The sequence below is a fragment of the Frondihabitans sp. PhB188 genome (assembly GCF_003752365.1).
In the GTDB taxonomy this organism is placed as follows: domain Bacteria; phylum Actinomycetota; class Actinomycetes; order Actinomycetales; family Microbacteriaceae; genus Frondihabitans.
The window spans coordinates 520,286-544,458 of record NZ_RJUO01000003.1; the positions used below are offsets into that span (position 1 = coordinate 520,286).

Annotated in this window: 21 protein-coding genes and 1 tRNA gene; 7 read left to right on the plus strand and 15 right to left on the minus strand. The window is 68.4% G+C overall.

The annotated features are described in order from the left end of the window. Positions 1–82 precede the first annotated feature (82 nt). From nrdF to EDF46_RS11225, 5 genes are all read right to left on the minus strand, one after another. Positions 83–1,114, minus strand: coding sequence for a class 1b ribonucleoside-diphosphate reductase subunit beta (gene nrdF / locus EDF46_RS11200; RefSeq protein WP_123506346.1), 1,032 nt, complete (start codon positions 1,112–1,114; stop codon positions 83–85). Between the two features lie 456 nt (positions 1,115–1,570). Next, positions 1,571–3,676 (minus strand): class 1b ribonucleoside-diphosphate reductase subunit alpha, encoded by a 2,106-nt coding sequence (gene nrdE, locus EDF46_RS11210; protein ID WP_123506347.1) that lies wholly within the window; start codon positions 3,674–3,676, stop codon positions 1,571–1,573. A gap of 20 nt (positions 3,677–3,696) precedes the next feature. Continuing rightward, positions 3,697–4,113, minus strand: coding sequence for a class Ib ribonucleoside-diphosphate reductase assembly flavoprotein NrdI (gene nrdI, locus EDF46_RS11215; protein WP_123506348.1), 417 nt, complete (start codon positions 4,111–4,113; stop codon positions 3,697–3,699). Positions 4,114–4,141: 28 nt separating this feature from the next. Next, on the minus strand, positions 4,142–4,375 hold the full coding sequence (gene nrdH, locus EDF46_RS11220; RefSeq protein ID WP_123506349.1) for a glutaredoxin-like protein NrdH: 234 nt from the start codon (positions 4,373–4,375) through the stop codon (positions 4,142–4,144). 472 nt (positions 4,376–4,847) lie between these two features. Then, the gene (locus EDF46_RS11225; protein ID WP_123506350.1) at positions 4,848–5,525 is read right to left on the minus strand and encodes a DUF3800 domain-containing protein; all 678 of its coding nucleotides are present in this window, start codon (positions 5,523–5,525) and stop codon (positions 4,848–4,850) included. A gap of 89 nt (positions 5,526–5,614) precedes the next feature. Here EDF46_RS11225 and EDF46_RS11230 point away from each other — a divergent pair, with 89 nt between their 5' ends. From EDF46_RS11230 to EDF46_RS11240, 3 genes are all read left to right on the plus strand, one after another. After that, a complete protein-coding gene (locus EDF46_RS11230; RefSeq protein ID WP_123506351.1) occupies positions 5,615–6,826 on the plus strand; it encodes an MFS transporter in 1,212 nt (403 codons plus the stop codon). Positions 6,827–6,850: 24 nt separating this feature from the next. Further along, the gene (locus tag EDF46_RS11235; protein ID WP_123506352.1) at positions 6,851–7,681 is read left to right on the plus strand and encodes an aldo/keto reductase; all 831 of its coding nucleotides are present in this window, start codon (positions 6,851–6,853) and stop codon (positions 7,679–7,681) included. Between the two features lie 82 nt (positions 7,682–7,763). Continuing rightward, complete coding sequence (locus tag EDF46_RS11240) at positions 7,764–8,291, plus strand: RNase H family protein (protein WP_123506353.1); 528 nt, start codon at positions 7,764–7,766, stop codon at positions 8,289–8,291. Here EDF46_RS11240 and EDF46_RS11245 read toward each other — a convergent pair. Continuing rightward, on the minus strand, positions 8,288–10,750 hold the full coding sequence (locus EDF46_RS11245) for an RNA helicase (protein WP_233580018.1): 2,463 nt from the start codon (positions 10,748–10,750) through the stop codon (positions 8,288–8,290). The genes EDF46_RS11240 and EDF46_RS11245 overlap by 4 nt on opposite strands. Before the next feature lie 633 nt (positions 10,751–11,383). On the opposite strand from EDF46_RS11245, the gene EDF46_RS11250 reads away from it, so the two are divergent. After that, positions 11,384–12,274, plus strand: coding sequence for an NAD(P)-dependent oxidoreductase (locus tag EDF46_RS11250; protein ID WP_123506355.1), 891 nt, complete (start codon positions 11,384–11,386; stop codon positions 12,272–12,274). 21 nt (positions 12,275–12,295) lie between these two features. Here the strand turns inward: EDF46_RS11250 and EDF46_RS11255 are convergent, their stop codons facing one another. From EDF46_RS11255 to galU, 7 genes are all read right to left on the minus strand, one after another. After that, positions 12,296–13,843, minus strand: a complete 1,548-nt coding sequence (locus tag EDF46_RS11255; RefSeq protein WP_123506356.1) for a methyltransferase — start codon at positions 13,841–13,843, stop codon at positions 12,296–12,298. Between the two features lie 179 nt (positions 13,844–14,022). After that, complete coding sequence (locus EDF46_RS11260; protein ID WP_123506357.1) at positions 14,023–14,298, minus strand: hypothetical protein; 276 nt, start codon at positions 14,296–14,298, stop codon at positions 14,023–14,025. Between the two features lie 42 nt (positions 14,299–14,340). Beyond that, complete coding sequence (locus EDF46_RS11265) at positions 14,341–15,162, minus strand: alpha/beta fold hydrolase (protein WP_123506358.1); 822 nt, start codon at positions 15,160–15,162, stop codon at positions 14,341–14,343. Between the two features lie 154 nt (positions 15,163–15,316). Beyond that, positions 15,317–15,389 (minus strand) — tRNA-Ala (locus EDF46_RS11270). 61 nt (positions 15,390–15,450) lie between these two features. Next, positions 15,451–16,518, minus strand: coding sequence for a DUF3040 domain-containing protein (locus EDF46_RS11275; RefSeq protein WP_123506359.1), 1,068 nt, complete (start codon positions 16,516–16,518; stop codon positions 15,451–15,453). Positions 16,519–16,556: 38 nt separating this feature from the next. Continuing rightward, the gene (locus EDF46_RS11280; RefSeq protein WP_233579998.1) at positions 16,557–17,201 is read right to left on the minus strand and encodes a GNAT family N-acetyltransferase; all 645 of its coding nucleotides are present in this window, start codon (positions 17,199–17,201) and stop codon (positions 16,557–16,559) included. Positions 17,202–17,260: 59 nt separating this feature from the next. Beyond that, positions 17,261–18,157 (minus strand): UTP--glucose-1-phosphate uridylyltransferase GalU, encoded by an 897-nt coding sequence (gene galU, locus EDF46_RS11285; RefSeq protein ID WP_123506360.1) that lies wholly within the window; start codon positions 18,155–18,157, stop codon positions 17,261–17,263. A gap of 51 nt (positions 18,158–18,208) precedes the next feature. On the opposite strand from galU, the gene EDF46_RS11290 reads away from it, so the two are divergent. From EDF46_RS11290 to mscL, 3 genes are all read left to right on the plus strand, one after another. Further along, positions 18,209–18,790, plus strand: coding sequence for a 5-formyltetrahydrofolate cyclo-ligase (locus EDF46_RS11290; protein ID WP_123506361.1), 582 nt, complete (start codon positions 18,209–18,211; stop codon positions 18,788–18,790). 24 nt (positions 18,791–18,814) lie between these two features. Further along, positions 18,815–19,195, plus strand: a complete 381-nt coding sequence (locus tag EDF46_RS11295; RefSeq protein WP_123506362.1) for an FmdB family zinc ribbon protein — start codon at positions 18,815–18,817, stop codon at positions 19,193–19,195. Positions 19,196–19,264: 69 nt separating this feature from the next. Next, entirely contained in the window at positions 19,265–19,771 is a 507-nt protein-coding gene (gene mscL / locus EDF46_RS11300; RefSeq protein WP_123506363.1) for a large conductance mechanosensitive channel protein MscL, read from the plus strand. 234 nt (positions 19,772–20,005) lie between these two features. On the opposite strand, the gene EDF46_RS11305 is transcribed toward mscL, so the two are convergent. Together EDF46_RS11305 and EDF46_RS11310 are read right to left on the minus strand one after the other, a co-directional pair. After that, positions 20,006–20,209, minus strand: coding sequence for a hypothetical protein (locus EDF46_RS11305; RefSeq protein WP_123506364.1), 204 nt, complete (start codon positions 20,207–20,209; stop codon positions 20,006–20,008). 4 nt (positions 20,210–20,213) lie between these two features. Continuing rightward, a complete protein-coding gene (locus EDF46_RS11310) occupies positions 20,214–24,035 on the minus strand; it encodes an AAA family ATPase (RefSeq protein ID WP_370454091.1) in 3,822 nt (1,273 codons plus the stop codon). Positions 24,036–24,173 lie beyond the last annotated feature (138 nt).

Sequence of the window (24,173 nt, forward strand, 5' to 3'; positions counted from 1 at the left end):
GCCGCCCGGGTAAGCGGCTCTTCCCTGATCCCAAGTGTCTGGGCTCCCTCAGGGGCTTGTGTTCGGCCTGAACGAGACGGTTCTAGAAGTCCCAGTCCTCGTCTTCGGTGGTCTCCGCCTTGCCGATGACGTAGGACGAGCCGGAGCCGGAGAAGAAGTCGTGGTTCTCGTCGGCGTTCGGGGAGAGCGCCGAGAGGATCGCGGGGTTCACGTCGGTGACGTCCTTTGGGAACATCGGCTCGTAGCCGAGGTTCATCAGCGCCTTGTTGGCGTTGTAGTGGAGGAACTTCTTGACGTCCTCGGTCAGCCCGACCGAGTCGTAGAGGTCTTGCGTGTACTGCACCTCGTTGTCGTAGAGCTCGAACAGGAGGTTGAACGTGTAGTCCTTGATCTCCTGCTTGCGCTCCTCGCTGGCGCCCTCGAGCCCCTTCTGGAACTTGTAGCCGATGTAGTACCCGTGAACGGCCTCGTCGCGGATGATGAGGCGGATCATGTCGGCGGTGTTCGTCAGCTTGGCACGCGACGACCAGTACATCGGCAGGTAGAAGCCCGAGTAGAAGAGGAACGACTCGAGCAGCGTCGAGGCGACCTTGCGCTTCAGGGGGTCGTCGCCCGTGTAGTAGTCGAGGACGATCTGGGCCTTCTTCTGAAGGTTGACGTTCTCCTCCGACCAGCGGAACGCGTCGTCGATCTCGGGCGTCGACGCGAGCGTCGAGAAGATCGACGAGTAGCTCTTCGCGTGCACCGACTCCATGAACGCGATGTTCGTGTAGACGGACTCCTCGTGCGGGGTGATCGCATCGGGAATCAGGCTGATAGCCCCGACGGTGCCCTGGATCGTGTCGAGCAGGGTGAGGCCCGTGAAGACGCGCATCGTCAGCTGCTGCTCTTCGGGAGTCAGCGTGTTCCACGACTGGACGTCGTTCGACAGCGGGATCTTCTCGGGGAGCCAGAAGTTGTTGACGAGCCGGTTCCAGACCTCGACGTCTTTGTCGTCGTGGATGCGGTTCCAGTTGATCGCGCTCACGGCGCGCACGAGCGGGATGCTCTTGCCGAGGGCGTGGGCCGGGTCTGTCGACAGGTTTGTATCGGTCGAATTGGACGTTGTCGTCATCTGGATCCTGCTCCGAGTTTTTTGATAGATGTGTTGGAGAGCTGGGGCGCCCGGGGTTGGCCCGTTCGCCCCAGCCACGGCCTACACGCGTTGCGTGATAGTTCCGCCCGGGTTCCGCGTCGCAGCCGCCTGCGTTACGAAACGACCTGTTGCTGCTGAACGGTTCACCGATGTGTTGTTACTCGTACCTGTTCCAACTCGTTCCGTCGTTGTTTTGCTTGGCCAACGTGCGGCGGCCGCTTTACTGACGAATCGACCCGAACCTGCACTTCGATTCACGGTCTTGCCCATGATTTCCACCCCCTCCCAGGGCTCCACGCCCCGGTTGAGCCCGGCCTGGCGACCGGTGGTAACTCATGTAAAGTTGACAATCCAGCTCACCAGTTGGAAGTCCCCTCTACCGGGGCTTTGGAGGCCGAACCCCTGCAAGGGTTCGGCCTCCAGCTTTTTAAGTTGTCACAGCATGCACGAGACGCAGCCGTCGACCTCGGTGCCCTCGAGCGCCATCTGACGGAGACGGATGTAGTAGATCGTCTTGATGCCCTTGCGCCATGCGTAGATCTGGGCCTTGTTGATGTCGCGGGTGGTCGCCGTGTCTTTGAAGAACAGCGTGAGCGAGAGGCCCTGGTCGACGTGCTGCGTGGCCGCGGCATAGGTGTCGATGATCTTCTCGGGGCCGATCTCGTACGCGTCGGTGTAGTAGTCGAGGTTGTCGTTGGTCATGAAGGGCGCGGGGTAGTAGACGCGGCCCAGCTTGCCCTCCTTGCGGATCTCGATCTTCGACGCGATCGGGTGGATCGACGAGGTGGAGTGGTTGATGTACGAGATCGAACCGGTCGGCGGGACGGCCTGGAGGTTCTGGTTGTAGATGCCGTGCTCCATGACGCTGGCCTTGAGCGCGCGCCAGTCGTCCTGCGTCGGGATCTCCACGTTCGCGTCGGCGAACAGCTTCGCAGCGCGCTCGGTCGACGGGACCCACTCGGACTCGGTGTACTTGTCGAAGAACTCGCCCGACGCGTACTTCGAGTCGTCGAAGCCGCCGAACTTCACCTTGCGCTCGATCGCGATCTTGTTCGAGGCGCGCAGCGCGTGGAACAGCACCGTGTAGAAGTAGATGTTCGTGAAGTCGATGGCCTCTTCGGTGCCGTAGTGCACGCGCTCACGGGCCAGGTAGCCGTGGAGGTTCATCTGCCCGAGGCCGATGGCGTGCGAGGAGTCGTTGCCGACCTCGATGGAGCGGACCGACGTGATGTGGCTCATGTCGCTGACGGCGCTGAGCCCGCGGATGGCGGTCTCGACGGTGCGGCCGAAGTTGTCGCTGTCCATCGAGAGGGCGATGTTCATCGACCCGAGGTTGCAGGAGATGTCCTTGCCGATCTCGTCGTACGAGAGGTCTTCGTTGAAGGTGGTCGGCGTGTTGACCTGCAGGATCTCGGAGCAGAGGTTCGACATGTTGATCCGGCCCTTGATCGGGTTGGCCTTGTTCACCGTGTCCTCGAACACGATGTAGGGGTAGCCCGACTCGAACTGGATCTCGGCGATGGTCTGGAAGAACTCGCGAGCGTTGATCTTCGTCTTCTTGATGCGAGCGTCGTCGACCATCTCGCGGTACTTGTCGGTGATCGAGATGTCGCCGAAGGGGACGCCGTAGACGCGCTCCACGTCGTAGGGCGAGAACAGGTACATGTCCTCGTCCTTCTTCGCGAGCTCGAACGTGATGTCGGGCACGACGACACCGAGTGACAGCGTCTTGATGCGGATCTTCTCGTCGGCGTTCTCACGCTTCGTGTCGAGGAATCGCAGGATGTCGGGGTGGTGCGCCGACAGGTAGACCGCGCCGGCCCCCTGGCGTGCGCCGAGCTGGTTGGCGTAGCTGAAGCTGTCTTCGAGGAGCTTCATGACGGGGATGATGCCCGAGGACTGGTTCTCGATCTGCTTGATCGGCGCGCCGGCCTCGCGGATGTTCGAGAGCGACAGGGCGACGCCGCCGCCGCGCTTCGACAGCTGGAGCGACGAGTTGATGCCGCGCGAGATCGACTCCATGTTGTCTTCGATGCGCAGGAGGAAGCAGCTGACGAGCTCGCCGCGCTGGGCCTTGGCCGTGTTGAGGAAGGTCGGGGTGGCCGGCTGGAAGCGGCCGGCGATGATCTCCTCGACGAGGTCGATCGCGAGCTGCTCGTCGCCCTGGGCGAGGCCGAGGGCGGTCATGACGACGCGGTCCTCGAAGCGCTCGAGGTAGCGCTTTCCGTCGAAGGTCTTGAGCGTGTAGGAGGTGTAGTACTTGAACGCGCCGAGGAACGTCTGGAAGCGGAACTTCTTCGAGTACGCGAGGTCGTTGAGCTTCTCGATGAACTCGAACGAGTACATGTCGATCGTCGCCTGCTCGTAGTAGTCGTTCTCGACCAGGTAGTCGAGACGCTCCTTGAGGTTGTGGAAGAAGACCGTGTTCTGGTTGACGTGCTGCAGGAAGTACTGCTTGGCCGCCTCGCGATCCCTGTCGAACTGGATCTCGCCGTTGCTCCCGTAGAGGTTGAGCATGGCGTTCAGCGCGTGGTAGTCCATACCCGCGTTTGGCCCCGCGATTACCTCGAGGTCATCGACTGCTGCGTCCAAAATTGGTCCAATCCTTCTTGTACTGCTCGTACGTCGTCCGGGGTGCCGAAGACCTCGGCACGGTAGAGGAGGGGCACTCCGCACTTGGCGCTGACGATCTCGCCGGCCAGGCAGTAGCCCTCTCCGAAGTTGGTGTTGCCCGTCGCTATGACTCCGCGGATGAGGTCTCTGTTGACCTCGTCGTTCAGAAAGCGGATGACCTGCTTGGGGACGGCGCCTCGCCCTTCGCCTCCGCCGTAGGTGGGGAGGACGAGGACGAAGGGGTCACGGGCGTGGAGCGGCTCGTCGGTCGGGAAGAGCGGGATCCGCTCGGCCGGGAGGCCCAGCTTCTCGACGAAGCGCGCAGTGTTGCCCGACACGCTCGAGAAGTAGATGAGGTGAGTCACGACACTCCTCCTCGGGGTGGTTTCAGAACTACGCGATGGCGGCAGCGAGGCCGGCGATCTTGTCGGGGCGGAAGCCGCTCCAGTGGTCTTCGTCGGTGACGACGACGGGAGCCTGCAGGTAGCCCAGGGCCTTGACCGTCTCGAGGGCCTTGTCGTCGACGGAGACGTCGAAGACCTCGTACTCGATGCCCTTGTTGTCGAGAGCGCGGTAGGTGGCCGTGCACTGGACGCAGGACGGCTTCGTGTAGACGGTGATGGCCATGTTCTCCCCTAGAAAAACGACGGTTCGCGGACCCGCGAATGCCTGCAAGGGCTTCTGCGGGGTGTGGTTGGTGCTGCGGATCGATACTACATCTAGGGGCCGACATTGGAAGGCACCACTAGATCCGGTGTTACACGGCTGTAATTACGACCGCCGGATTATCCACAGGGGTTGTGCACAGTTGGGAGCGCTTATCCCCGGAAAATCGGCTTTCTCCACAGCCTCCTCCCCACCCCCGACACTCGAAACTGTGGATAACCCGTCGCGCCCCCATTTCGGGGGTGCGGCGTGTCGCGTGAATCGCCCCTCCGACCTTCTCGGGCATCGGCTCGAGCCGTGAGATCCGTCAACGCCTCGACACCGGACCAGGAGGCATCTAGGATGCATATACGGGTCGGTGACAAGAACGCCACGGGTGTTCTTCCCTTCGGGATAGCCGACCTTTTACCTGCCCGGAATCGACTGCCCGAGATCACCGGACCTGCTTGGCGAAGGCGAGCAAGGACACGTCGGCTGCCCAAGGAAAATGGCGGAACTCCTGCCGCGGAAGAACGACCTGCTCGAGGTGATGGCAATCCTTGCCTTGGACGACGCTCCGCTGGATAGCCCACAGCGCGTAGTCAGCCATCTGCAAGCCCGCTGACGAGGAGCTCCGCCAGATATGCGGTCGCATATCCCGCTTGTCGGCGAACTGCGCGCACACATCCGCGAGGGCATTCCATACCGCTTCCTGCCTGGCCCCCATGTCAATGTGGGCTGCGACCACATGCACTGTGTCGCCCGGTGCAGACAAACGGGGAACCGCGGCCTTGAGATGCACGTAGAGCGTGTATTTGTAGAGCCAGATCTTGGGACGTTCGCGCACCCGAGGGAATGCATTCGACTTGGCCATGAACGTCGACGCGAATCGGACATCGGTGCGACCCAAGACTTCAAAGAAGGCCTGCCTGGTGCCGGGAGAGTCGTTGTAGGCGTGAAAACCGGCCGTAAGTGCTTCTCGAGACGCTCGCGCCAGGACAGACTCTTCAAGGAATTGTGCTTGAGACCCTCGAATCGAGGCGCTGCCGAACGCGAAGTACGGCGACTTCGATTTGGTCGGCTCGAAATCCACCGTTCCCGACTCATCGAGATAGATCCAGATCTCAGACACAACTAAGCATTCTGTGCATCAGATCAACATATCAAGGACCAAGGTGAGTCTCGCAGAGCGTGGCCCCCCTTCCGTAGACTGGTCACCTCGTGGGCGCCTATTCCAATCTTCTGAAGACGCCGGGGGTCGCGCGGATCATCGCCGCGCAGCTGACCGCCCGGTTCCCGTTCGGCATGCTCTCGCTCGCCTTCCTGCTCCACGTCGAGCACGTGACGCACTCGTACGGCGCCGCGGGAATCGTCCTCGCCGCCACGAGCGTGGGCCAGGCGATCTCGGGTCCGCTCACCAGCCGGTGGATGGGCATCTGGGGCATGCGCCCGGTGCTGCTGCTCACGCTGGCCGTCTGCTTCGCGAGCCTCATCGTCTTCGCGCTCGCCCCGCTGACGCTCCCCCTGTACATGGTGGTCGGCTTCGTGGCGGGCCTGAGCGTGCCCCCGGTCCAGCCGGCCGTGCGCACGATCTACCCGAAGATGGTCAACTCGAAGCAGCTGACGCCGCTCTTCTCGCTCGACGCCTCCGCGCAGGAGATCATCTGGGTCGCCGGCCCCGTCATCACCACCTTCGTCGGCACGCAGATCGGCACGACCTACGCGATCCTGACCGCGGCCGCCTTCCTCATCGGCGGCGGCATCTGGTTCATCGCCTCGCCCGAGGTCGGCCAGGTGCGGATTCCGAAGAGCAAGCGCTCATTCGGCAAGGTGCTGGCCCGACCGACGGTGCTCCTGTCGACGATCACCGGCTTCCTCCTCATCGGAACCTGCGCCGCCGTCGAGGCCGGCGTCATCTCGGCGTTCGGCGACGGCAGCCCGAACTCCGGCTTCGTACTCGCCGTCTTCGCGATCGGCTCGCTCGCCGGCGGCCTCCTGCTCGGCCATCTCCCGGTCGGTCCGTGGTCGCTGCCGATCCGCATGGTGATCGTGTTCGCGGGCATCGCGCTCACGATCTTCATCCCGACGTCGTTCGTCTGGCTGTGCGTGACCCTGCTCATCGCCGGCGTCGGCATCGCCCCCGCCCTGGCCGTGATGTTCGCGATCATCTCGTCGAGCGTGCGCTTCAGCGACACGGCCGAGGCCTACGGCTGGGCCGGTACCGGCCAGCTCATCGGAGCGGCGATCGGCTCCGCCATCGCCGGCGCCCTGATCGACCAGACGGGCACCGTCGGCGGGCTCTACGTCGCTGCGGGCTTCGCGCTGCTGGGCGTCCTCGTGCCGACGCTCTTCCAGCGCGTGCTGCCCGACCTCCGCGGCACGGATGCCGGGCCCCTCGCCGACACGGAGCCGGTGCCGATCCAGGCGAGCTGACGTCGCGTCGGCGATAATCGACACATGGCGAACGACGTGGTCCCTCGGATCCGACTCAACGACGGCAACTCGATCCCGCAGCTCGGGCTGGGGGTCTACAAGGTCGACGACGACACCGCCGAGCGGACGGTCGCCACGGCCCTCGACGCCGGCTACCGCCACCTCGACACGGCCGAGTACTACGCGAACGAAGCCGGCGTGGGCCGCGCCCTGGCGGCCTCGGGCCTCCCTCGCGACGACGTCTACGTCACCACCAAGGTGTGGAACGATCAGCAGGGATTCGACTCCACCCTCCACTCGTTCGACCGGAGCCTCGACAAGCTCGGCGTCGACTTCGTCGACCTCTACCTCATCCACTGGCCCGCCCCCCGCCAGGACCTCTACGTCGAGACGTACCGCGCCCTCGAGCGCATCCGCGAGGAGGGACGAGCCCGCTCGATCGGCGTCTCGAACTTCCAGGTGCATCACCTCGAGCGCCTCCTCGGCGAGACCGACGTCGTGCCGGTGCTGAACCAGATCGAGGTGCAGCCGTGGCTGCAGCAGACCGAGCTTCGGGCCTTCGGTGACGCCCGCCACATCGCGACGGAGGCGTGGTCGCCGCTGGCACGCGGGCGGATCCTCGACGAGCCCCTCCTCACCGGCCTCGCCGAGAAGCACGGCGTCTCGACCGCTCAGCTCGTGATCCGCTGGCACCTCCAGTCGGGGCTCGTGGTGATCCCGAAGTCGGTGACGCCGTCGCGCATCGCCGAGAATCTCGACGTGTTCGGGTTCGAGCTCTCTGACGACGAGATGGCGACGATCGCGGGTCTCGACTCGGGCGAGCGCGTCGGGTCGCACCCGGACGAGGTGGGCTAGCCGGTCGACGGCGCTGCCCTCTGATCGGAGCATCGGCTCGAGCCCGGTACCGTTGTGGGGCACCCCGAGAGCTAGGAGCACCATGACGATCAGAGCCGCCGCAGACGGATCCGCCCTCGGCAACCCCGGGCCCGCCGGCTGGGCCTGGTACGTCGACGACGAGCGCTGGGCGGCCGGCGGCTGGCCGCGCAACACCAACAACGTGGGCGAGCTCACGGCCGTGCTGGAGCTGCTGCGGGCGACGGCCGATGAAGACGACGACCTGCTGATCCTGTGCGACAGCCAGTACGCCATCAAGGCGTGCACCGAGTGGCTCGCCGGCTGGAAGCGCAAGGGCTGGCGCAAGGCCGACGGCAAGCCGGTGATGAACGTCGAGATCATCAAGGAGCTCGACGAGGCTCTGCAGGGTCGACGGGTGAAGTTCGAATGGGTGCGCGGGCACGTGGGCCACGTCATGAACGAGGCCGCCGACATCCGGGCGCGGACGGCCGCCGAGGCGTTCCAGCGCAAGACCGCCGTGCCGCACGGACCCGGCTGGCCTGACAAGCCCGTGACGACGGTCAGCGACGCTGCCGCCGTCGACCCGGCGCCGCCCGCGACGCTCTTCTAGGCGCCGACCGGCCCGACGGCCGTGACCCGCAGCACCGCCTGGCCCTGCTCGTTCGACTCCGCCAGGTCGACGGTGCCCGAGATGCCCCAGTCGTGGTCGCCCTCGGGGTCGTCGAGGATCTGCCGCACGGTCCATGCGGTCGCGCCCTCGTCGATGACCAGGAGGGACGCGCCTCGAGCGGCCGGGCTCGTTCCGATCGTGTCGTACTCGTCGTAGTAGCGGTCGAGGGCCGCGCCCCACGCGTCGGCGTCGAAGCCGGCGGCAGCGTCGAGCTCGCCCAGTGCTTCGGCGTCGTCGCGGGCCGCGAGCTGCACGCGACGGAACAGCTCGTTGCGCACGAGCACTGTGAAGGCCCGGTGGTTGGCCGTGAGCGTGCGGAGGGTGGGCGGCACGATGGCGTCGTGCGAGGCGACCTCGGTCGGATTGACCATCTCCTCCCACTCGTCGAGCAGCGACGAGTCGACCTGCCGCACCAGCTCGCCGAGCCACTCGATGATGTCGAGCAGCTCGTCGGTCTTGGCCTCGTTCGGGATCGTCTGGCGCAGCGCCCGGTAGGCGTCGGAGAGATAGCGCAGGACGAGCCCCTCCGAGCGCGCCAGCCCGTAGAAGTTCACGTAGTCGCCGAACGTCATGGCGCGCTCGAACAGATCGCGAACGACGGCCTTGGGCGACAGCTCGAAGTCGCCGATCCACGGCTGCGACGCCTTGTACGTCTCGAACAGGGCGCCGAGCAGCTCGTCGAGCGGCTTCGGCCAGGTGACCTCCTCGAGCAGCTCCATGCGCTCCTCGTACTCGATGCCCTCCTGCTTCATCGTGGCGACCGCCTCGCCCCGCGCCTTGAACTGCTGCTGCGACAGGATCGGCCGCGGGTCGTCGAGGGTGGACTCGACGACGGACACCATGTCGAGCGCGTAGGTGTCGGACTCGGGGTCGAGCACCTCGAAGGCGGCGAGCGCGAACGGAGACAGCGGCTGGTTGAGGGCGAAGTTGGGCTGCAGGTCAACGGTGAGGCGGATGGTGGGGCTGCCCGTTCCTGCGGGATCGGGGATCTGCTCGACCACCCCCGACTCGCGGAGGCTGCGGTACAGCGAGATGGCCTGCCGCGCCAGCGCGTACTTCTGGGCGCGCGTCGAGTGGTTCTCGAACACCAGCGACCGCACGTTGCCGAAGACGTCGCCGCCGCGCGCGATCACGTTCAGCATCATCGCGTGCGTGATCTGCATGCTCGACGACAGGGGCTCCGGCTCGGCCTCGACGAGCTTGAAGAACGACGGCTCGCCCCACGAGACGAAGCCCTCGGGCGCCTTCTTGCGCACGATCTTGCGCTTCTTCTTGGCGTCGTCGCCGGCCTTCTTGATCTGCTGCAGGTTGTCGATCTCGTGCTCGGGAGCCTGCAGGGTGACAGTGCCGGCCGTGTCGTAGCCCGCACGCCCCGCGCGACCGGCGACCTGGTGGAACTCCCGCGCGCTCAGCTGGCGCATGCGCGTGCCGTCGAACTTGGTGAGCGCCGTGAGCAGCACGGTGCGGATCGGCACGTTGATGCCCACGCCGAGCGTGTCGGTGCCGCAGATCACCCGCAGGAGCCCGCGCTGAGCGAGCTGCTCGACGAGGCGGCGGTACTTGGGGAGCATGCCCGCGTGGTGGACGCCGATCCCTGCCCGCACCAGGCGGTTAAGGGTCTTGCCGAAGCTGGTCGAGAAGCGGAACCCCGCGATCAGCTCGGCGATCTCGTCGCGCTGCTCGCGCGTGGCGACCTTGATGCTCGACAGCGCCTGCGCCCGTTCGAGCGCTGCGGCCTGCGAGAAGTGCACGACGTAGATCGGGGCCTCGCCGGTCGACAGCAGCTCCTCGACCGTCTCGTGCACCGGGGTGGTCGCGTAGAAGTAGTGCAGCGGCACCGGTCGCTCGACCCCGGTGACCAGGGCGACCGGCCGACCCGTCCGTCGGCCGAGGTCGTCGCTGATGGCCTCGACGTTGCCCAACGTGGCCGACATGAGCAGGAACTGGACCTCCGGCAGCAGAAGCAGCGGGACCTGCCACGCCCACCCGCGGCTCGGGTCGGCGTAGAAGTGGAACTCGTCCATGACGACCTGCCCCACCTCGGCGGCCGGGCCGTGGCGCAGAGCCAGGTTGGCGAGGATCTCGGCCGTGCAGCAGATGATCGGGGCGTCGGAGTTGACCGACGAGTCGCCGGTGACCATGCCGACGTTCTCCGGGCCGAAGAGGTCGACGAGCTGAAAGAACTTCTCGCTCACCAGGGCCTTGATCGGTGCCGTGTAGTAGCTGCGCTTGCCCGTGGCCAGGGCGACGAAGTGCGCGCCGGCCGCGACGAGCGACTTGCCGGTTCCGGTCGGGGTCGAGAGGATCACCGAGGCGCCCGACACGAGCTCGATCATGGCCTCGTCTTGGGCGGGGTAGAGGGGGCGGCCCGACGACTCGGCCCAGGTGGCGAAGTCCATGTAGACGGTGTCGGCGTCGAACTCGCCGTCGCCCTTGGTGTCGTTCGGCCCGTAGTACTGGGACAGCAGCGCGGCAAGGGGGTACGTCGGCATGATCCCCCTATCCTCGCAGGCCTACTCGGAGCGCGCGGCGCCAGCCGCCTCTTCAGCACGAGAGATCCCTCGGTCGGACGGTGCCGAAGGCACGGATCTCACGAGCGGCAGCGTCGGCGGCCGACCCCGCGGCAAAGCCGCCGAGGCAATACAGAGGGATGCGCCCCCTGCTCGACGAAACAAGTTTCGGAACGGAGGGCGCATCGCACGCCCCTGGTGATGCCATGCGAGCGGAATCGGATCAGGTGACTGCCGCGCACATGGAGCCAGATGGTGGACGTGTTGCCTCGGTAACCAGCCGAGAGCTTTATCAACCTATATGCCAACGCATGCGAAGTGCGGGTGAAAACCGGGTGATAGACAACTCGGTCCACGGGCATAACTGCCTACGCGGGGTACGTAATCAGCCATTTGGGGCACAGGATCGGTCTTCTCGTGCTCTACCCGGTGGTCGTCGAACCACAAGAGCACGCCTCCGCTACGGTGAAGACGATGCCGCGGTACCCACCGCACTCCCCCACCGAGCTCGAAGGACCGACAATGCCGTCACCCGAAAACCCCGTCCGCGTCGCCGTCACCGGAGGCTCCGGCAAGCTCGGCCGCGCTGTCGTGCGCGACCTCGCCGAGCACGGCTACGACGTCGTCCTGCTCGATCGCATCCCCTCGCCCGAGCCGGTCCCCGGCGTGCAGTTCACTCGGGTCGACCTGACCGACTTCGGCCAGGTGCTGCAGTCGCTCACCGCGATCGACGACCGGTACGACCACGTCGACGCCGTCGTGCACCTGGGGGCGATCCCCGCGCCGGGCCAGGTGCCGAACGCCGCGCTGTTCACCAACAACGTGACCTCGTCGTACAACGTGTTCGCCGCAGCCAAGGCCGCGGGCATCCGCAATGTCGTCTGGGCGTCGAGCGAGACCCTGCTGGGGCTGCCGTTCGAGGTCGACCCGCCGTACATCCCCGTCGACGAGAAGTACGCCGTTCGCCCCGAGTCGTCGTACTCGCTCGGCAAGGCCGTCGACGAGGAGATGGCCCGCCACTTCACCCGCTGGGACCCTCAGCTCAAGATGTTCGGCCTCCGCTTCTCGAACGTGATGGACGACGGCGACTACGGCGCGTTCCCGTTCGACGACGACGCCGCGTCGCGCTCGTTCAACCTCTGGTCGTACATCGACGCCCGCGATGGCGCGCTGGCCGTCCGTCTCGCCCTGGAGTCCGACCTGACCGGGTTCGAGGCGTTCGTCATCGCCGCCTCGGACACCGTGATGACGACGGACACCGCCGTGCTGGCCGAGGAGTTCCTCCCCCACGTCGAGCGCCGCGCGTCGATCGAGGGCACCATGCCGCTGCTGTCGAGCGACAAGGCCCGCGACCTGCTCGGCTTCGTGCCGCAGTTCTCCTGGCGCGGCTGGGGGGAGCGGGTCGGCCGCTAGGCCGCCCCGCCCTGAGGCGCGTCACAACCGCAGCATGCCCGTCGCGACGAGCTCGCGCACCTGAGGCAGGAGCTCGGCCCGCAGGTCGGCCTCGGGTGCGTCGAGCAGCTGCGCCAACGCACCCACGATGGCCCCGACGCTCAGGTCGCCGTCGCAGGCGCCGACGAGCGCGCTGAGCGCCGTGCCCGAGTCGACCGAGCGCGCGAACCCGCCGCCCTGCTTGAGGGTGATCACCGTCGGGTCGTCGTTGCCCGGCCAGTAGTGGCGCTCCTCGGTGACGTCGCCGGCGACGCGCAGTGTCGCGGCTGCCAGAGCGTCGTCGGGGAGGTCGCGGAGGGCGTCCTGGGCGGCCAGACACTCCAGGATGTGCGGCGCGAGGCCGGCGGCGACGGGGGCGAGGAGCCGTTCGATGCGCGGTGGGGCGGCGGCGTGGAGTTCCTGCGGTCGTCTGAGGGTGATGTAGCCGAAGCCGATCTCGCTGACGCCCCGCTCGTCGAAGTCGTCGAGCCATGCGCCGTAGAGCCGCTCGAAGTCGGGCGTGCCCGGACGGGTGCCACCGTCGCGGATCCACGTCTCGGCATATGCCGCCGGGTCTTGAGTCTCGCGCTCGACCACCCAGACGTCGAGGGGCACGCCACCCTGCTCCGCCCAGTCGGCCACCGAGTACGCACCCCGCTTCGCCCCCTGCCCCGTCTCCCAGTTGCCCAGGAACTGGCCCACCCCGCCCGGCGTCAAGTGGCGCCCTGCCTCGGCCACCACGCGCGCCACGAGGGCGTCGCCGACCATGCCGCCGTCGCGGTACTCGTAGGCGGGCACGCCCTCGGTGCGCGGCGTGATGACGAACGGGGGGTTCGACACGATGTGGTCGAACGTCTCGCCGGCGACCGGCTCGAACAGGCTGCCGAGGCGGAACTCGATCCCGTCGACCAGGTTGAGCTCGGCGTTGAAGGCCGCGAAGTCGAGGGCGCGCTGCGAGATGTCGGTGGCGACCACGTGACGGGCATGGCGGGCCGCGTGCAGCGCCTGGATGCCGCAGCCGGTGCCGAGGTCGAGGGCCCGGTCGACGGGGCGCGGGATCATGAGCGAGCTCAGGGTGGCCGAGGCGCCGCCGATGCCCAGCACGTGGTCTTCGCGCAGAGGCCCCTGCAAGGCGAGCTCGCCGAGGTCGGAGGCGATCCACCAGTTGGCCTCGCCTGCGGAGTCGGTGAACGAGTAGGGCCGGAGGTCGACGAGGGCGCGCACCTGGCGGTCGTCGTCTTCGGCGACGAGGCCGAGCTCGGTGGCTCCCGCGAGGCCCAGCTCGGGGAGGGCTGCCGCCACGTCGGCGGCGGGCTGCGGGTAGCCGAGCACGAAGAGCAGGGCCAGCGTGTCGGATCGGCGCTCGGCTTCCGACGCGGGCGTGCGGCTCGCGAGGGCACGGCGGGCGGCCACGCGCTCGCCCCGGAACAGCGCCGCGCCGCCCGACGCACCCCACGCTCCGGCGCCGCTCAGGCGGGCGACGGTGAAGAGCGACGAGCCGAGGTCGGATCGGAGGCGGGCGAGCAGGGCGGGGCGCGAAGCGGGAGGCACGCGACCATCCTGCCGCACGGCGGGCCGGGGCCCGGGCTTTCGTCTGGAGCCGCTTTCCCTGGGCCTGAATTCACGCCCAGGGAAAGTCTCTCCAGACCACTTCACCGTCCCGTGACTTCACGCGTGGTCGAGGTCATGCGCGACCGCTTCAGGCTCGCGTGGAGTCACGCCGAGCGAGGTCACTCAGACGGCACCAGGCGACCCCGGAGGAACGGCAGCAGCGGCGCCCGATACCGCAGCGGCCGGCCGTCGACGGCGATCTCGGCGGCGCCGAACCGCCACACCCGGTTGAAGAGGTAGACGCCCACGATGGCCCCGGGCTCCACCTGCCACGTACCGGTGCCCCACTGCGCAGGATGCCCCCGCCCGCCGACGACCACGGTCGGCTTCGGGAACCAGCCCACGGGCGGCTTGGTCAGGGTGAGCTCGATGCGAGCGGCGTCTGCGGCGGTCACCGGTTCAGGCTACCGGCACGCACCAGGGCTCCCGCACGGTGATCAGGCGACCGGCGCGGCCGCCTTCGCCACGAACTCGTGCACGACGGCGGCGAAGCGCTCGGGGATGTCGTCGGCGATGTCGATGCCCTCGTCGCCGAAGCCGTACAGCTCGACGCTGGGCGGCGCGACCTCGAACGCCGAGCGGGTGTCGGCGTCGAGCATCTCGCGGTCGCCGGTGAGGAAGAGCACCGGCACGGTCACGGCGTCGAGGAGGGCGCGGTGGTCGGCACGGCCGACGGCGTTGTGCCCGTCGGGGCGGTGGTGCCCGGCGACGACGTACTCCATCAGCGAGCGGGCCATGACCCAGCCGTCATTACCCGGCGTCGCCCACCTCTTGCGGCGGTGCCACCAGTCGGCCACGTCGTCGACGTAGGTGTCGTCGAAGACGGGAGGCTGCTCGCTCGCGAGGACGGCGGCGTGCTCCGGGTCGACCATGGCGTAGCCCCAGACGGCGACGGCCGTGACCCGCGACGGGTCGGCGACCGACATGGCGACGCCGACCGACGAGCCGGTGTGGTGTCCGACGATCGCGACCCGGACGACGCCGAGCTGGTCGAGGGCGGCGAAGAGGACGGCGGCGTAGTCCTCGAGCTCCGGGGCCGTCGGCATCGGATCGGACATCCCGTACCCGGGCAGGTCGACGGCGATGACTCGGTGCCCGCGGTCGGCGAACCGCGGGATCACCGCCTCCCACATCTGCGACGAGCTCGGCACCTGGTGGATCAGCAGCAGGGCGGGGCCGTCGTCCGGGCCGGCGAGCCGGACGTGAAGCTGCCCGTGCTCGAGGTCGACGTAGTGCTTCGTGACCGTCGGTGTCGTCATGTCTTCGACGCTAACCCCGGCGCATTTCACCCCGGCTCATCGAACGTTGCCGCTTCGTTACGCCGGCGCCCAGACGAGCACCGACGCCCAGGAGAAGCACGTCCAGGACCACCACGCAAAATGGCCCTCCCGAGAGGGAGAGCCATTTGCATCGTGGAGCCTAGGGGATTCGAACCCCTGACCTTCTCATTGCGAACGAGACGCGCTACCAACTGCGCCAAGGCCCCCAACTGCTTTTCAACGATATCAGACCGTCGGGATCGCTCGTGACACCACGGGCTGTCGTCGTCAGACGGCGCGACGGCGCCGGAGCACCTCATCGAGCCGGAGCTCTTCGAGAGCCTCTTCGTCGACGTAGCCCATGCGGGCGAAGGGGCTCGCGGGGGCGGGCGGCTCCACGGGCGCGGGGGCCGACGCAGGGGCGGCCCGGACGACGGGAGCGGCCGGCGCAGCGGGCTCGCGGTGGCTCTGCAGGGCCGCCTCGGCCCGGGCGACCTCGAGGAGCGCCTCGCGCTGGGCCTCGAGGCGCGCGGCCTCCTGGCCCTGGCGGACCTGCTCGGCGGCGGCCTCGCGAAGGGCCTCGGCATCGGCGGACGTCGTCGGCGACCCGGCGACGGCGGAGGAGCGTGCCAGCGCGCGACCGGCGCCACGGCGCATGTACAGCGGGCGCGGAAGCGGCACGGGCGTCCACTCGCGTTCAGCCGCGATCGGCGACTCTGCGGCGGGAGCCTCGACGGTCTGCCGCGGCGCGAAGTCCTGGAAGGGCTGGGCGACAGGGGCCGCGTCGCTGACCCCCGGGGCGGCGATCGTCCGGCGGGCGCGGGCCCGCGAGACCTGGGCGAGCTGGCCGAGGACGAGGAGGGAGCCGGCGGTGGCCAGAGTTCCTGCGACCATCAGCGGCCACGCCGAGGCGATCTGCACCGCACCCGCGACGACGGCTACGAGGCCGAGCACGAGCAGGAGGGTGGTGGCGAGACGGGTGCGCCGGAGCCGACGCGCGGCCAGGGCGGGGTCGCTGTCGGCGGCGCGCAGGGCAGGACCGGTGGCGGCGAGCTCGCGGGTGATGGCCCGCTGCCGGGCGGCCTCGTGAGCACGGCGGATAGCCTCGCGCTTGGCCTCCTCGGTGCGGAGGATGCGCTGGGCCGTGGCGACGGACTTCGCGTTGGCCTCGACCTGGAACTCCTCGGGCACCTCGGCGGTCTGCGCGAGGATGCGGAGCGTCTGCTGGAGGCGGATCGCGTTGCGCTCGGTCGCGAGGTACTGCTGACGACGGGCCCATGACGGGATCAGGTAGACGAGCCAGAGCACGGCGACCAGCCCGAGGACGATGCCTCCACCCCATGACCCGATTCCCATGTGGGACAGGGTAGGAGCCACTCGCCTCCGACCCGCGGCTATCGCGGGGTGTGTTGGCTTTCTTCGAGCGCGGACGGCGGGACGCTGCCCTGGCCGGGCGGCACACGGCCTTCGTGCCAGCGGCGCAGGACGCCCTCGGGCACCTCCTCGGCCACGAGCGCGAAGCAGAAGTGGTCGCGCCAGTCGCCGTTGATGTGGATGTAGCGGCGACGGAGGCCCTCGTACCGGAACCCGAGCTTCTCGACGACTCGGAGGCTGGGGTGGTTCTCAGGCCGGATGCAGATCTCCATGCGGTGGAGACCCAGGCGCTGGAAGCAGTGGTCGGTCGCGAGGGCGACGGCCGTCGGGGTCGCATCGTTGCCGGCGGCCTGCTGGGTGACCCAGTAGCCGATGGTGGCCGAGGCGAGAGACCCGTAGGTGATCCCCGAGACGTTCAGCTGCCCGACGAACTGCTGGTCGAGCTCGATCGCGAACGGGAGGCCGAGCCCCGCGCGCGCATTGGTCTGCAGCGAGCGGATGCTCGATCTCACGTCGATCGTGGTGAAGCCGTGGGGGTTGGTGGCCTCCCACTGCCGGAGCCAGGAGCGGTTGGCCGCGAGGGCACGATCGAGATCGCGCGTGTCACGCAGCCGCAGGGGTCGGATGCCGACCCGCCCCGACACCAGCGTGGGGATGGTGGTCACTTGTGATTGCCAACTTCAGGAAGGGTGGACGGCCCTGCGATCGCGCAGGGCCGCTACGGCTACTTCTCCAGGCCCGAGGCGAACTCGAGGATCCACGCCTTCAGGTCTTCGCCGAGGTCCTCGCGGTCGCTGGCGAGCTGGATGATCGCCTTGATGTAGTCGAGTTTGTCACCCGTGTCGTATCGGCGTCCACGGAAGACGACTCCGTACACGCCGCCGGTCCACTCGTCGGCCGCCGCCATCTTCTCGAGGGCGTCGGTCAGCTGGATCTCGCCGCCCTTGCCGGGGGCCTGCTTCTCGAGCACGTCGAAGACCTCGGGGCGCAGCACGTAGCGGCCGATGATGGCCAGGTTCGACGGGGCCTCGCCCTGCGGGGGCTTCTCGACGAGTCCGGTGATCTTCACCACGTCGTCCTCGTCGGTCGCCTCGACTGTGGCCACGCCGTAGAGGTGGGTCATGTTGTCGGGGACCTCGAGCAGCGCGACGACGGAGGCGTTCTTCTTGCCCTGCACCTCGATCATGCGGCTGAGGAGCGGGTCGCGGGCGTCGATGATGTCGTCGCCGAGGAGCACGGCGAACGGCTCGCGGCCGACGTGCATGGAGGCGCGGAGCACGGCGTGGCCGAGGCCGAGCGGGTCGCCCTGGCGCACGTAGTGCATGTCGGCGAGGTCGGTGGACTGGTTGACCTTGGCGAGCTTCTCGTGGTCGCCCTTCTTGCGAAGGGTCTCCTCGAGCTCGGACACGTGGTCGAAGTGGTTCTCGAGGGCGTTCTTGTTACGCCCCGTGATCATGAGCACGTCGGTGAGTCCGGCCGCGACGGCCTCCTCGACCACGTACTGGATGGCCGGCTTGTCGACGACCGCGAGCATCTCCTTCGGGATGGCCTTGGTTGCGGGAAGGAATCGTGTTCCCAGCCCTGCTGCGGGAATGACGGCTTTTGAAATGGTGAATCCCATGCCGCTCAGCGTATCTATTCGTCACGTTACGTGGCGGTTAAGATTGCGGGCATGACCGATCCCGTAGGCGATGCCAAGCGCGTGCTTCGCAAGGAATTACGCTCCCGACGCCGCGCAATGACTGAATCCGAGGGGGTCTCAGCAACTGAGGCGCTCACGACGCACCTGGTCGGCTTGGCCTCCGAACTGGGGGTGTCGTCGATGGCCGCCTACCTCTCGGCGATCAACGAGCCGAACACCCGGCCCTTCCTGAACTGGGCCAACGAGCAGGGCATTCGCGTGCTCTTCCCCATCACCCGGGCCGACGGACTCCTCGACTGGGCCGTCTCGACCGACTTCGAGTCCGAGACGGAGGGGCTGTTCGGTCTGCCCGAGCCCGTCGGCGAGATCCTGAGCCCCATGGCCATCAACGACGTCGACCTCATCATCGTGCCGGCCGCCCAGATCGACCACTCCGGCATGCGGATGGGCTGGGGAAAGGGGTACTTCGACAAGACCCTCGGGTCGATGGCCCGGCGCCCGCCGGTTTATGCTGTGGTGTTCGACTCCGAATACGTCGAGTCGGTGCCCAGCGAGCGGCACGACCAGCCCGTCGACGGCGTCGTCACCCCCTTGGCCGTCCACCGGTTCTGACCCCCTTCTCTCCCTGAGGACCCTGTGCCCACCTATAGCTACCGCTGCACCGAGTGCGGCAACGCGTTCGACATCCAGCAGTCCTTCTCCGACGACTCCCTGACCGAGTGCCCCGTCTGCGGCGGCAAGCTGCGCAAGATCTTCTCAGCCGTCGGCGTGACGTTCAACGGCTCCGGCTTCTACCGCACCGACTCGCGCGCCAAGCCGGCGGGAGGGTCGGAGTCGTCGGGCTCATCGAACTCGTCGGGCTCATCGAGCTCGTCGGGCGGTTCGTCGTCGTCGGGCTCGTCTTCCGAGTCCAAGGGCGCAGGAACGTCCGGTTCCTCCTCGAGCACCCCCGCCGCCCCGGCCTCCAAGCCCTCGGGCTCGGCCTCCTCCTCCGGCGGTTCGACTTCGTCGTCCTGACACCGATACGCTCCTCGTGGTTGAGTCGACGGAGATTCGCGTCCTGATCCCCGACCCGAAGGAGCACCCGTGAAGGGCTTCAAAGAGTTCATCCTGCGCGGCAACGTCATCGACCTGGCCGTCGCCGTGGTCATCGGCGCTGCGTTCACCGCCATCGTCACCTCGCTCGTGACGAACATCTTCAATCCGCTGATCGGCGCGCTCTTCAATGCGTCGATGCTCGACGAGGCCCTCAAGGTCGACATCCCCACCGTCGCCGGCGGAAAGCCGGCGACGCTGATGTTCGGCGCGGTCATCGGCTCGGCGATCAACTTCATCATCATCGCGGCGGTCGTCTACTTCTGCCTCGTCCTGCCGGTCAACTCGCTTCTGAAGCGGGCCTTCGCGAAGCAGCAGCAGGAGGAGGGCAAGCCTCAGGACACCCCGCCGACCGACGTCGAGATCCTCAGCGAGATCCGCGACCTGCTCCGCGCGCAGAACACGTCGCTCAGCGACACGCACGGCACGCACGCCGCCGAGGTGACGCCGCCCACGGCGACCGGCACCACCGGAGTCCCCGGGATGCCGTCGGCATAGCCACGCCCCTTCGCGCCAAATGCCCCGATCGGGGCGTTCTCGACCCCGAGAACGCCCCGATCGGGGCTTTTCGTCGGTGCGGAACGCCTCGAGATGGCTCCCGCCGTCGCCTCACTGCCGGCGACGTGACGCGCAGGGCCATCTCGCCGCGTCCCCCGTGGGTGCGACCGTCCGCAGGACAGATCTCACGAGCGGCAGGCACTGAGGCCGACCCCGCGGCGCCAGCCGCCAGGACTACCAGTGGGGAGGCTTGTCCGCCTTCAAGCGCTCGTCGTTGGCCGAGCTGTCGACGCGGCGGTCGGACGGCGCGGGCGTGGGGTCGGTGCCCGGGGCGGGCTGGGTCGTGACGCGGCGGCCGCGCCGGCGGAGGCCGTGGACGGCGGGGGCGGGGAGTTCCTGCGCCCGATCGCCCTCGGCAGGCCTCTCGTCGGGTGACACGGGCTCAGGCGTGGTTGACGTGCCCGCGAGCCGACACGACGGGGACGGGCTGGGTGTGCGTGGCGCCGATGCCGAGGACGTCCGCGATCCGTGTGGCGACCGCGTCGGGATCGGTGAACAGCTGGAAGGCGTGCACGCGCACGTAGTGCCAGCCGAGGCGGCGCAGGATCTCGGGTCGCTCGCGCAGCGACTCGCGGAGGCTCGACTCGACGAGGGTGGAGTCGGTCTCGATGGTGACGCAGACTCCGTCGTTGGCGCAGACGAGGCCGAGCTTGCCACGGTGCCCGAGGGCGACCGGGATGCCCTTGGCCTCGAGGCGGCGGGCCAGGTCGACGAGCATCGGGTCGGAGTCGTCGGGCACGTGCTCGGCCGACGTGCGCACCTGGACCTCGGTCAGGATCTCGGCGAGGGCGACGGTTCCGTGGCCCATGCGCCCGGCGTCGATGTCGCTCGGCTGGAAGCAGGTGACGATGACCATCGACCGGCGGGCCCGCGTCATGGCGACGGCGAGGAGCCGTTCGCCGCCGGGCTGGCCGAGCGAGCCGAAGTCGCTGAGCACGCGGCCGTGCGGGGTGCGGCCGTAGCCGATCGAGAAGATCACGTGGTCGCGGCTCTGGGCGACGCTCTGCTCGAGGGTCGCGATCGTGAACGGCTCGCGGCGCTCTCCGATGACGAACTCCGTGAGGTCTTTGTGACCCGAGATCGCCGACAGCACGGCCTGCTGCACGCGGATGGCGTGCTTGGCGCTGGCGGTGATGACCATGAGCGACTCGGCAGGGCGCGTGCGGGCGTGATCGACGACGAGGGCGACGACGCGGTCGACCTCGGCTTCGACGCTCTCGACGGCTCCGGACTCGGGGTCGGGCACGGCGGTGCCGCCGCTGACGTAGTCGAGCGAGATGCTGCCGTGGCCGAGGAAGCTGCCGGCCCAGGGAAGCGACTCGATGCGTCCGCCGTAGAAGCGGCGGTTGACGAGCTCGGCGAGGTCTTCGCCGCCGGCGCGGTAGCTGCGGGTGAGCGACAGCGTGGGCAGCAGGGTCGAGAGGCGGGCGAGCGCCGATTCTTCGTGGAGGCGCTCGAGTCGCGACTCGGCGGTGGCGACGGCGTCGAAGTCGTCGGCCGAGTCGGCGGCGTGCGGCTTGCGCGCCACGGGAGCCTCGTCGACGAACGGCGGGATCGCGATCGAGAAGTCGGAGGGCGTCTCGGTCACCGGGTCGCCGAAGGCCACCGTCTGCCGGCCGCGGCGGATGGCCCCGACGTTCTCGGCCAGGGTCGTGGCTCCGGCGTCGACCAGGATCACCGTGTCGAACGGGACCGTGTCGGCGATGTGGTGCACCTCGTACGGCGAGGCCAGCCAGACCGGCGCGACCGAGCGCGCGAGGTGCGGCGCGGCGTCCTGCAGCAGGCGGCTGGTGACGTGGTCGTGTCGCAGGAGCTGCTTGAGCTGGGTGGCCTCCTCGGGCCAGTCGACCAGGCCGAGCTTCCAGTTCTCGGCGAGCTGCCACCCGAGCTGCTGCGCGCTGCCGGCGGCGTGGGCCTCGTCGACCAGACGGAAGTCGGCCTCGAGGCGGTCGAGCATCGCGGTGTTGGCGCCGAGCAGGGCCCGGTCGGCCTCGAGCAGCGACTCGAGGGCGGAGCGCCACCAGGCGAGCTCGAGCTCGGCCGCGACCTGCGTCTCGGGCACGTGGCGGTTGGCGAGGTCGGTGACGAGCGGCGCGAGCTCCAGGTCGCGGAGCGTCGTCATCAGCTCCGTGCGCTCCTGCAGGTTGTTCAGAACGTCGCTGTCGGCGGCGAGCACCTCGAGCTTCTGTCGCAGCTCGTCGATGCCGATGGCCTCGAGCAGGTCTTCGCCGGAGAGGCCGAGCGGCTTGTCGAGCTGGGCGAGATCGTCGGCGACGTGCTTGTAGAGCGCGATGGTGTCGGTGACGCCGGTCGGCACCTCGGGCGGCGTGCCCGCGGCGACGTAGCGCTGCCAGAGGATCCGCTGCTGCTGCACCTTCTGGAGGGCCTCGTGGAGGTCGGGCACGTGCATTCCCGGGCGGACGTACTCGCGGGCGAGCTTCTTGAGGCGTCGGCGATCGCCGCCCGACATCCGGTCGGACGATGTGCGGCCGCTGGTCGCCTCGATCAGCTCGGTGACGCTTCGCTCGAAGACCACGGGCAGGAACTTGTCGAGGGTGTCGCGCACGTCGGCCAGCAGTCGCAGGTAGATTCCGAGCTCGTGGATGCTGACGTAGGGCCGCATCCGCGTCGACCCGACGACCTCGTTGGCGCGCTCGAGCAGGTGCGGCACGTCGCGGTGGTAGAGGTTCTTGGCGAGCTGGTGCGCCTGCCCGGCCGTGACTCCGCCGGAGCTGCCGTCGTCGAAGCGCGCGCCGTACCAGGGCGAGTCGCCCGGTCCGTACAGGAACTCGCCGAGGTTCGCCGCACCCACCATGGTCTCGGCGACCCGGCCTCGGCCCTCCACCATCGACTCCACGCTGTGGCGGCTCAGGCGCGCCGTCGTGGCCGGCGCCGCGGGCAGGAGCGCGAGGCGCGCGAGCTCCGTGAGGCAGTCCAGCACCGAGACGCCGAGCACGGGGTCCTGGCGCGAGAGGGCGCCGCGGTAGTCGACGAGCACGCGGCGAAGGCGCACGAGGGCGTCGTCGACCTCGGCCATGCCGGCCTGCTTCGCCTTCTCGTTGCGGCCGATGGCGCGGATCACGTCGCGACGGAGCGTGGCCGGCGACACGGCGACGCCCGGCAGGCCGATCTCGGTGAGGCGCGAGCCGATGCCGCGCAGGGTGGCGCGGCGGGCGCTGACCACGAGCACGCGCTTGTTCTGCGCGACGAGCGTGCCGATGGTGTTGACGATGGTCTGGGTGCCGCCGGTGCCGGGCAGCGTCTTCACGACGACGGAGTTGCCGGCGGTGATCTGCGCGACCACGCTCTCCTGCTCGGGGTCGGCGTCGAGCAGGAGCGTGTCGGTCTCGGGGCTGCGTTCGTCCTGCGGCGTCGGCGACACGGGGCGGTACGACGAGCGGATCTGCTGCTGCGCGGTCGGGTTGCCGGCGAGCGCGTCGAGCACGGGGTGGCTGAGCTCGCGGGCGTCCTCGACCATGAGGTCGGCGACGGCGGCGAACGACGAGACGACCAGGCGGGGCTGCACGGTGAAGTCGTCGATGTGGGCGGTGAGGCCTCGGAGGCGGTCGATGACCGGGTTCGGCGTGAACGAGCCCTCGCGGTCGGCGAGCGCGACGAACGCTCCGGCGTCGAGCGAGATGCCGAACTGGTCGTGGAGCGCGTCGGCCAGCGCCGGGTTGAGGAAGGGCGAGCCGAGCAGCTTGACCTCGAAGTCGCGGCCGGATCGGCGGATCGCGAGCGGACGCAGGAGCAGCGGGGCCCGGTACGACTCCCCCGCGAACACCCACTGCGCGATGCCGATGGCGAGGTGCACCGAGTCGATGCCGCGGACGGTGGAGAGCTCGAGCCCCTTCGCCGCGATCTCGCCGGCGGCGACGCGGGCGGAGCGGAGCGCGAGGTCGTCGCGGATCAGGCTCGACAGGAAGGTCTTCTTGCCGGTGATGAACTGGGCGAGGCCGCCGGGGTGCGTCGTGCTCAGCTCGATGCGGGTGCGCGGGGCGTCGCGGAAGTGGAGGAGCGTGGACTCGCCGCCGACGTCGGCGAGGCGCGACCGCCAGGAGTCCCACGTGGGCTGGGCGACGTTGCCGACCGACAGCGTCGGGTCGCCGAGGCTCAGGGTGTGGGGCATCGTGGCAGGACCAGCGGACGGCGCACCGGACTCTTCTCCGTCGCCGCCATCCTGCTCACTGTCAGCACGCCACACACCTCGACCTTAAGGCGTCGCGCTGGGGAATGCCGGGAGGACGGGCGGGTTTCTGCCAGGCCGAGCCCGACGAGCACACGACGGTGATCGTTTACATATCGATTCGTAGGCTAATATGCGCATATAAACCCGACTTCG

Bases quoted from the DNA above. Each gene is read 5' to 3' on its own strand.
- nrdF (WP_123506346.1), bottom strand. From the start codon at position 1,114: ATGACGACAACGTCCAATTCGACCGATACAAACCTGTCGACAGACCCG.
- nrdE (WP_123506347.1), bottom strand. From the start codon at position 3,676: ATGGACTACCACGCGCTGAACGCCATGCTCAACCTCTACGGGAGCAAC.
- nrdH (WP_123506349.1), bottom strand. From the start codon at position 4,375: ATGGCCATCACCGTCTACACGAAGCCGTCCTGCGTCCAGTGCACGGCC.
- EDF46_RS11235 (WP_123506352.1), top strand. From the start codon at position 6,851: ATGGCGAACGACGTGGTCCCTCGGATCCGACTCAACGACGGCAACTCG.
- EDF46_RS11240 (WP_123506353.1), top strand. From the start codon at position 7,764: ATGACGATCAGAGCCGCCGCAGACGGATCCGCCCTCGGCAACCCCGGG.
- EDF46_RS11245 (WP_233580018.1), bottom strand. From the start codon at position 10,750: ATGGACTTCGCCACCTGGGCCGAGTCGTCGGGCCGCCCCCTCTACCCC.
- EDF46_RS11250 (WP_123506355.1), top strand. From the start codon at position 11,384: ATGCCGTCACCCGAAAACCCCGTCCGCGTCGCCGTCACCGGAGGCTCC.
- EDF46_RS11265 (WP_123506358.1), bottom strand. From the start codon at position 15,162: ATGACGACACCGACGGTCACGAAGCACTACGTCGACCTCGAGCACGGG.
- EDF46_RS11275 (WP_123506359.1), bottom strand. From the start codon at position 16,518: ATGGGAATCGGGTCATGGGGTGGAGGCATCGTCCTCGGGCTGGTCGCC.
- galU (WP_123506360.1), bottom strand. From the start codon at position 18,157: ATGGGATTCACCATTTCAAAAGCCGTCATTCCCGCAGCAGGGCTGGGA.
- EDF46_RS11290 (WP_123506361.1), top strand. From the start codon at position 18,209: ATGACCGATCCCGTAGGCGATGCCAAGCGCGTGCTTCGCAAGGAATTA.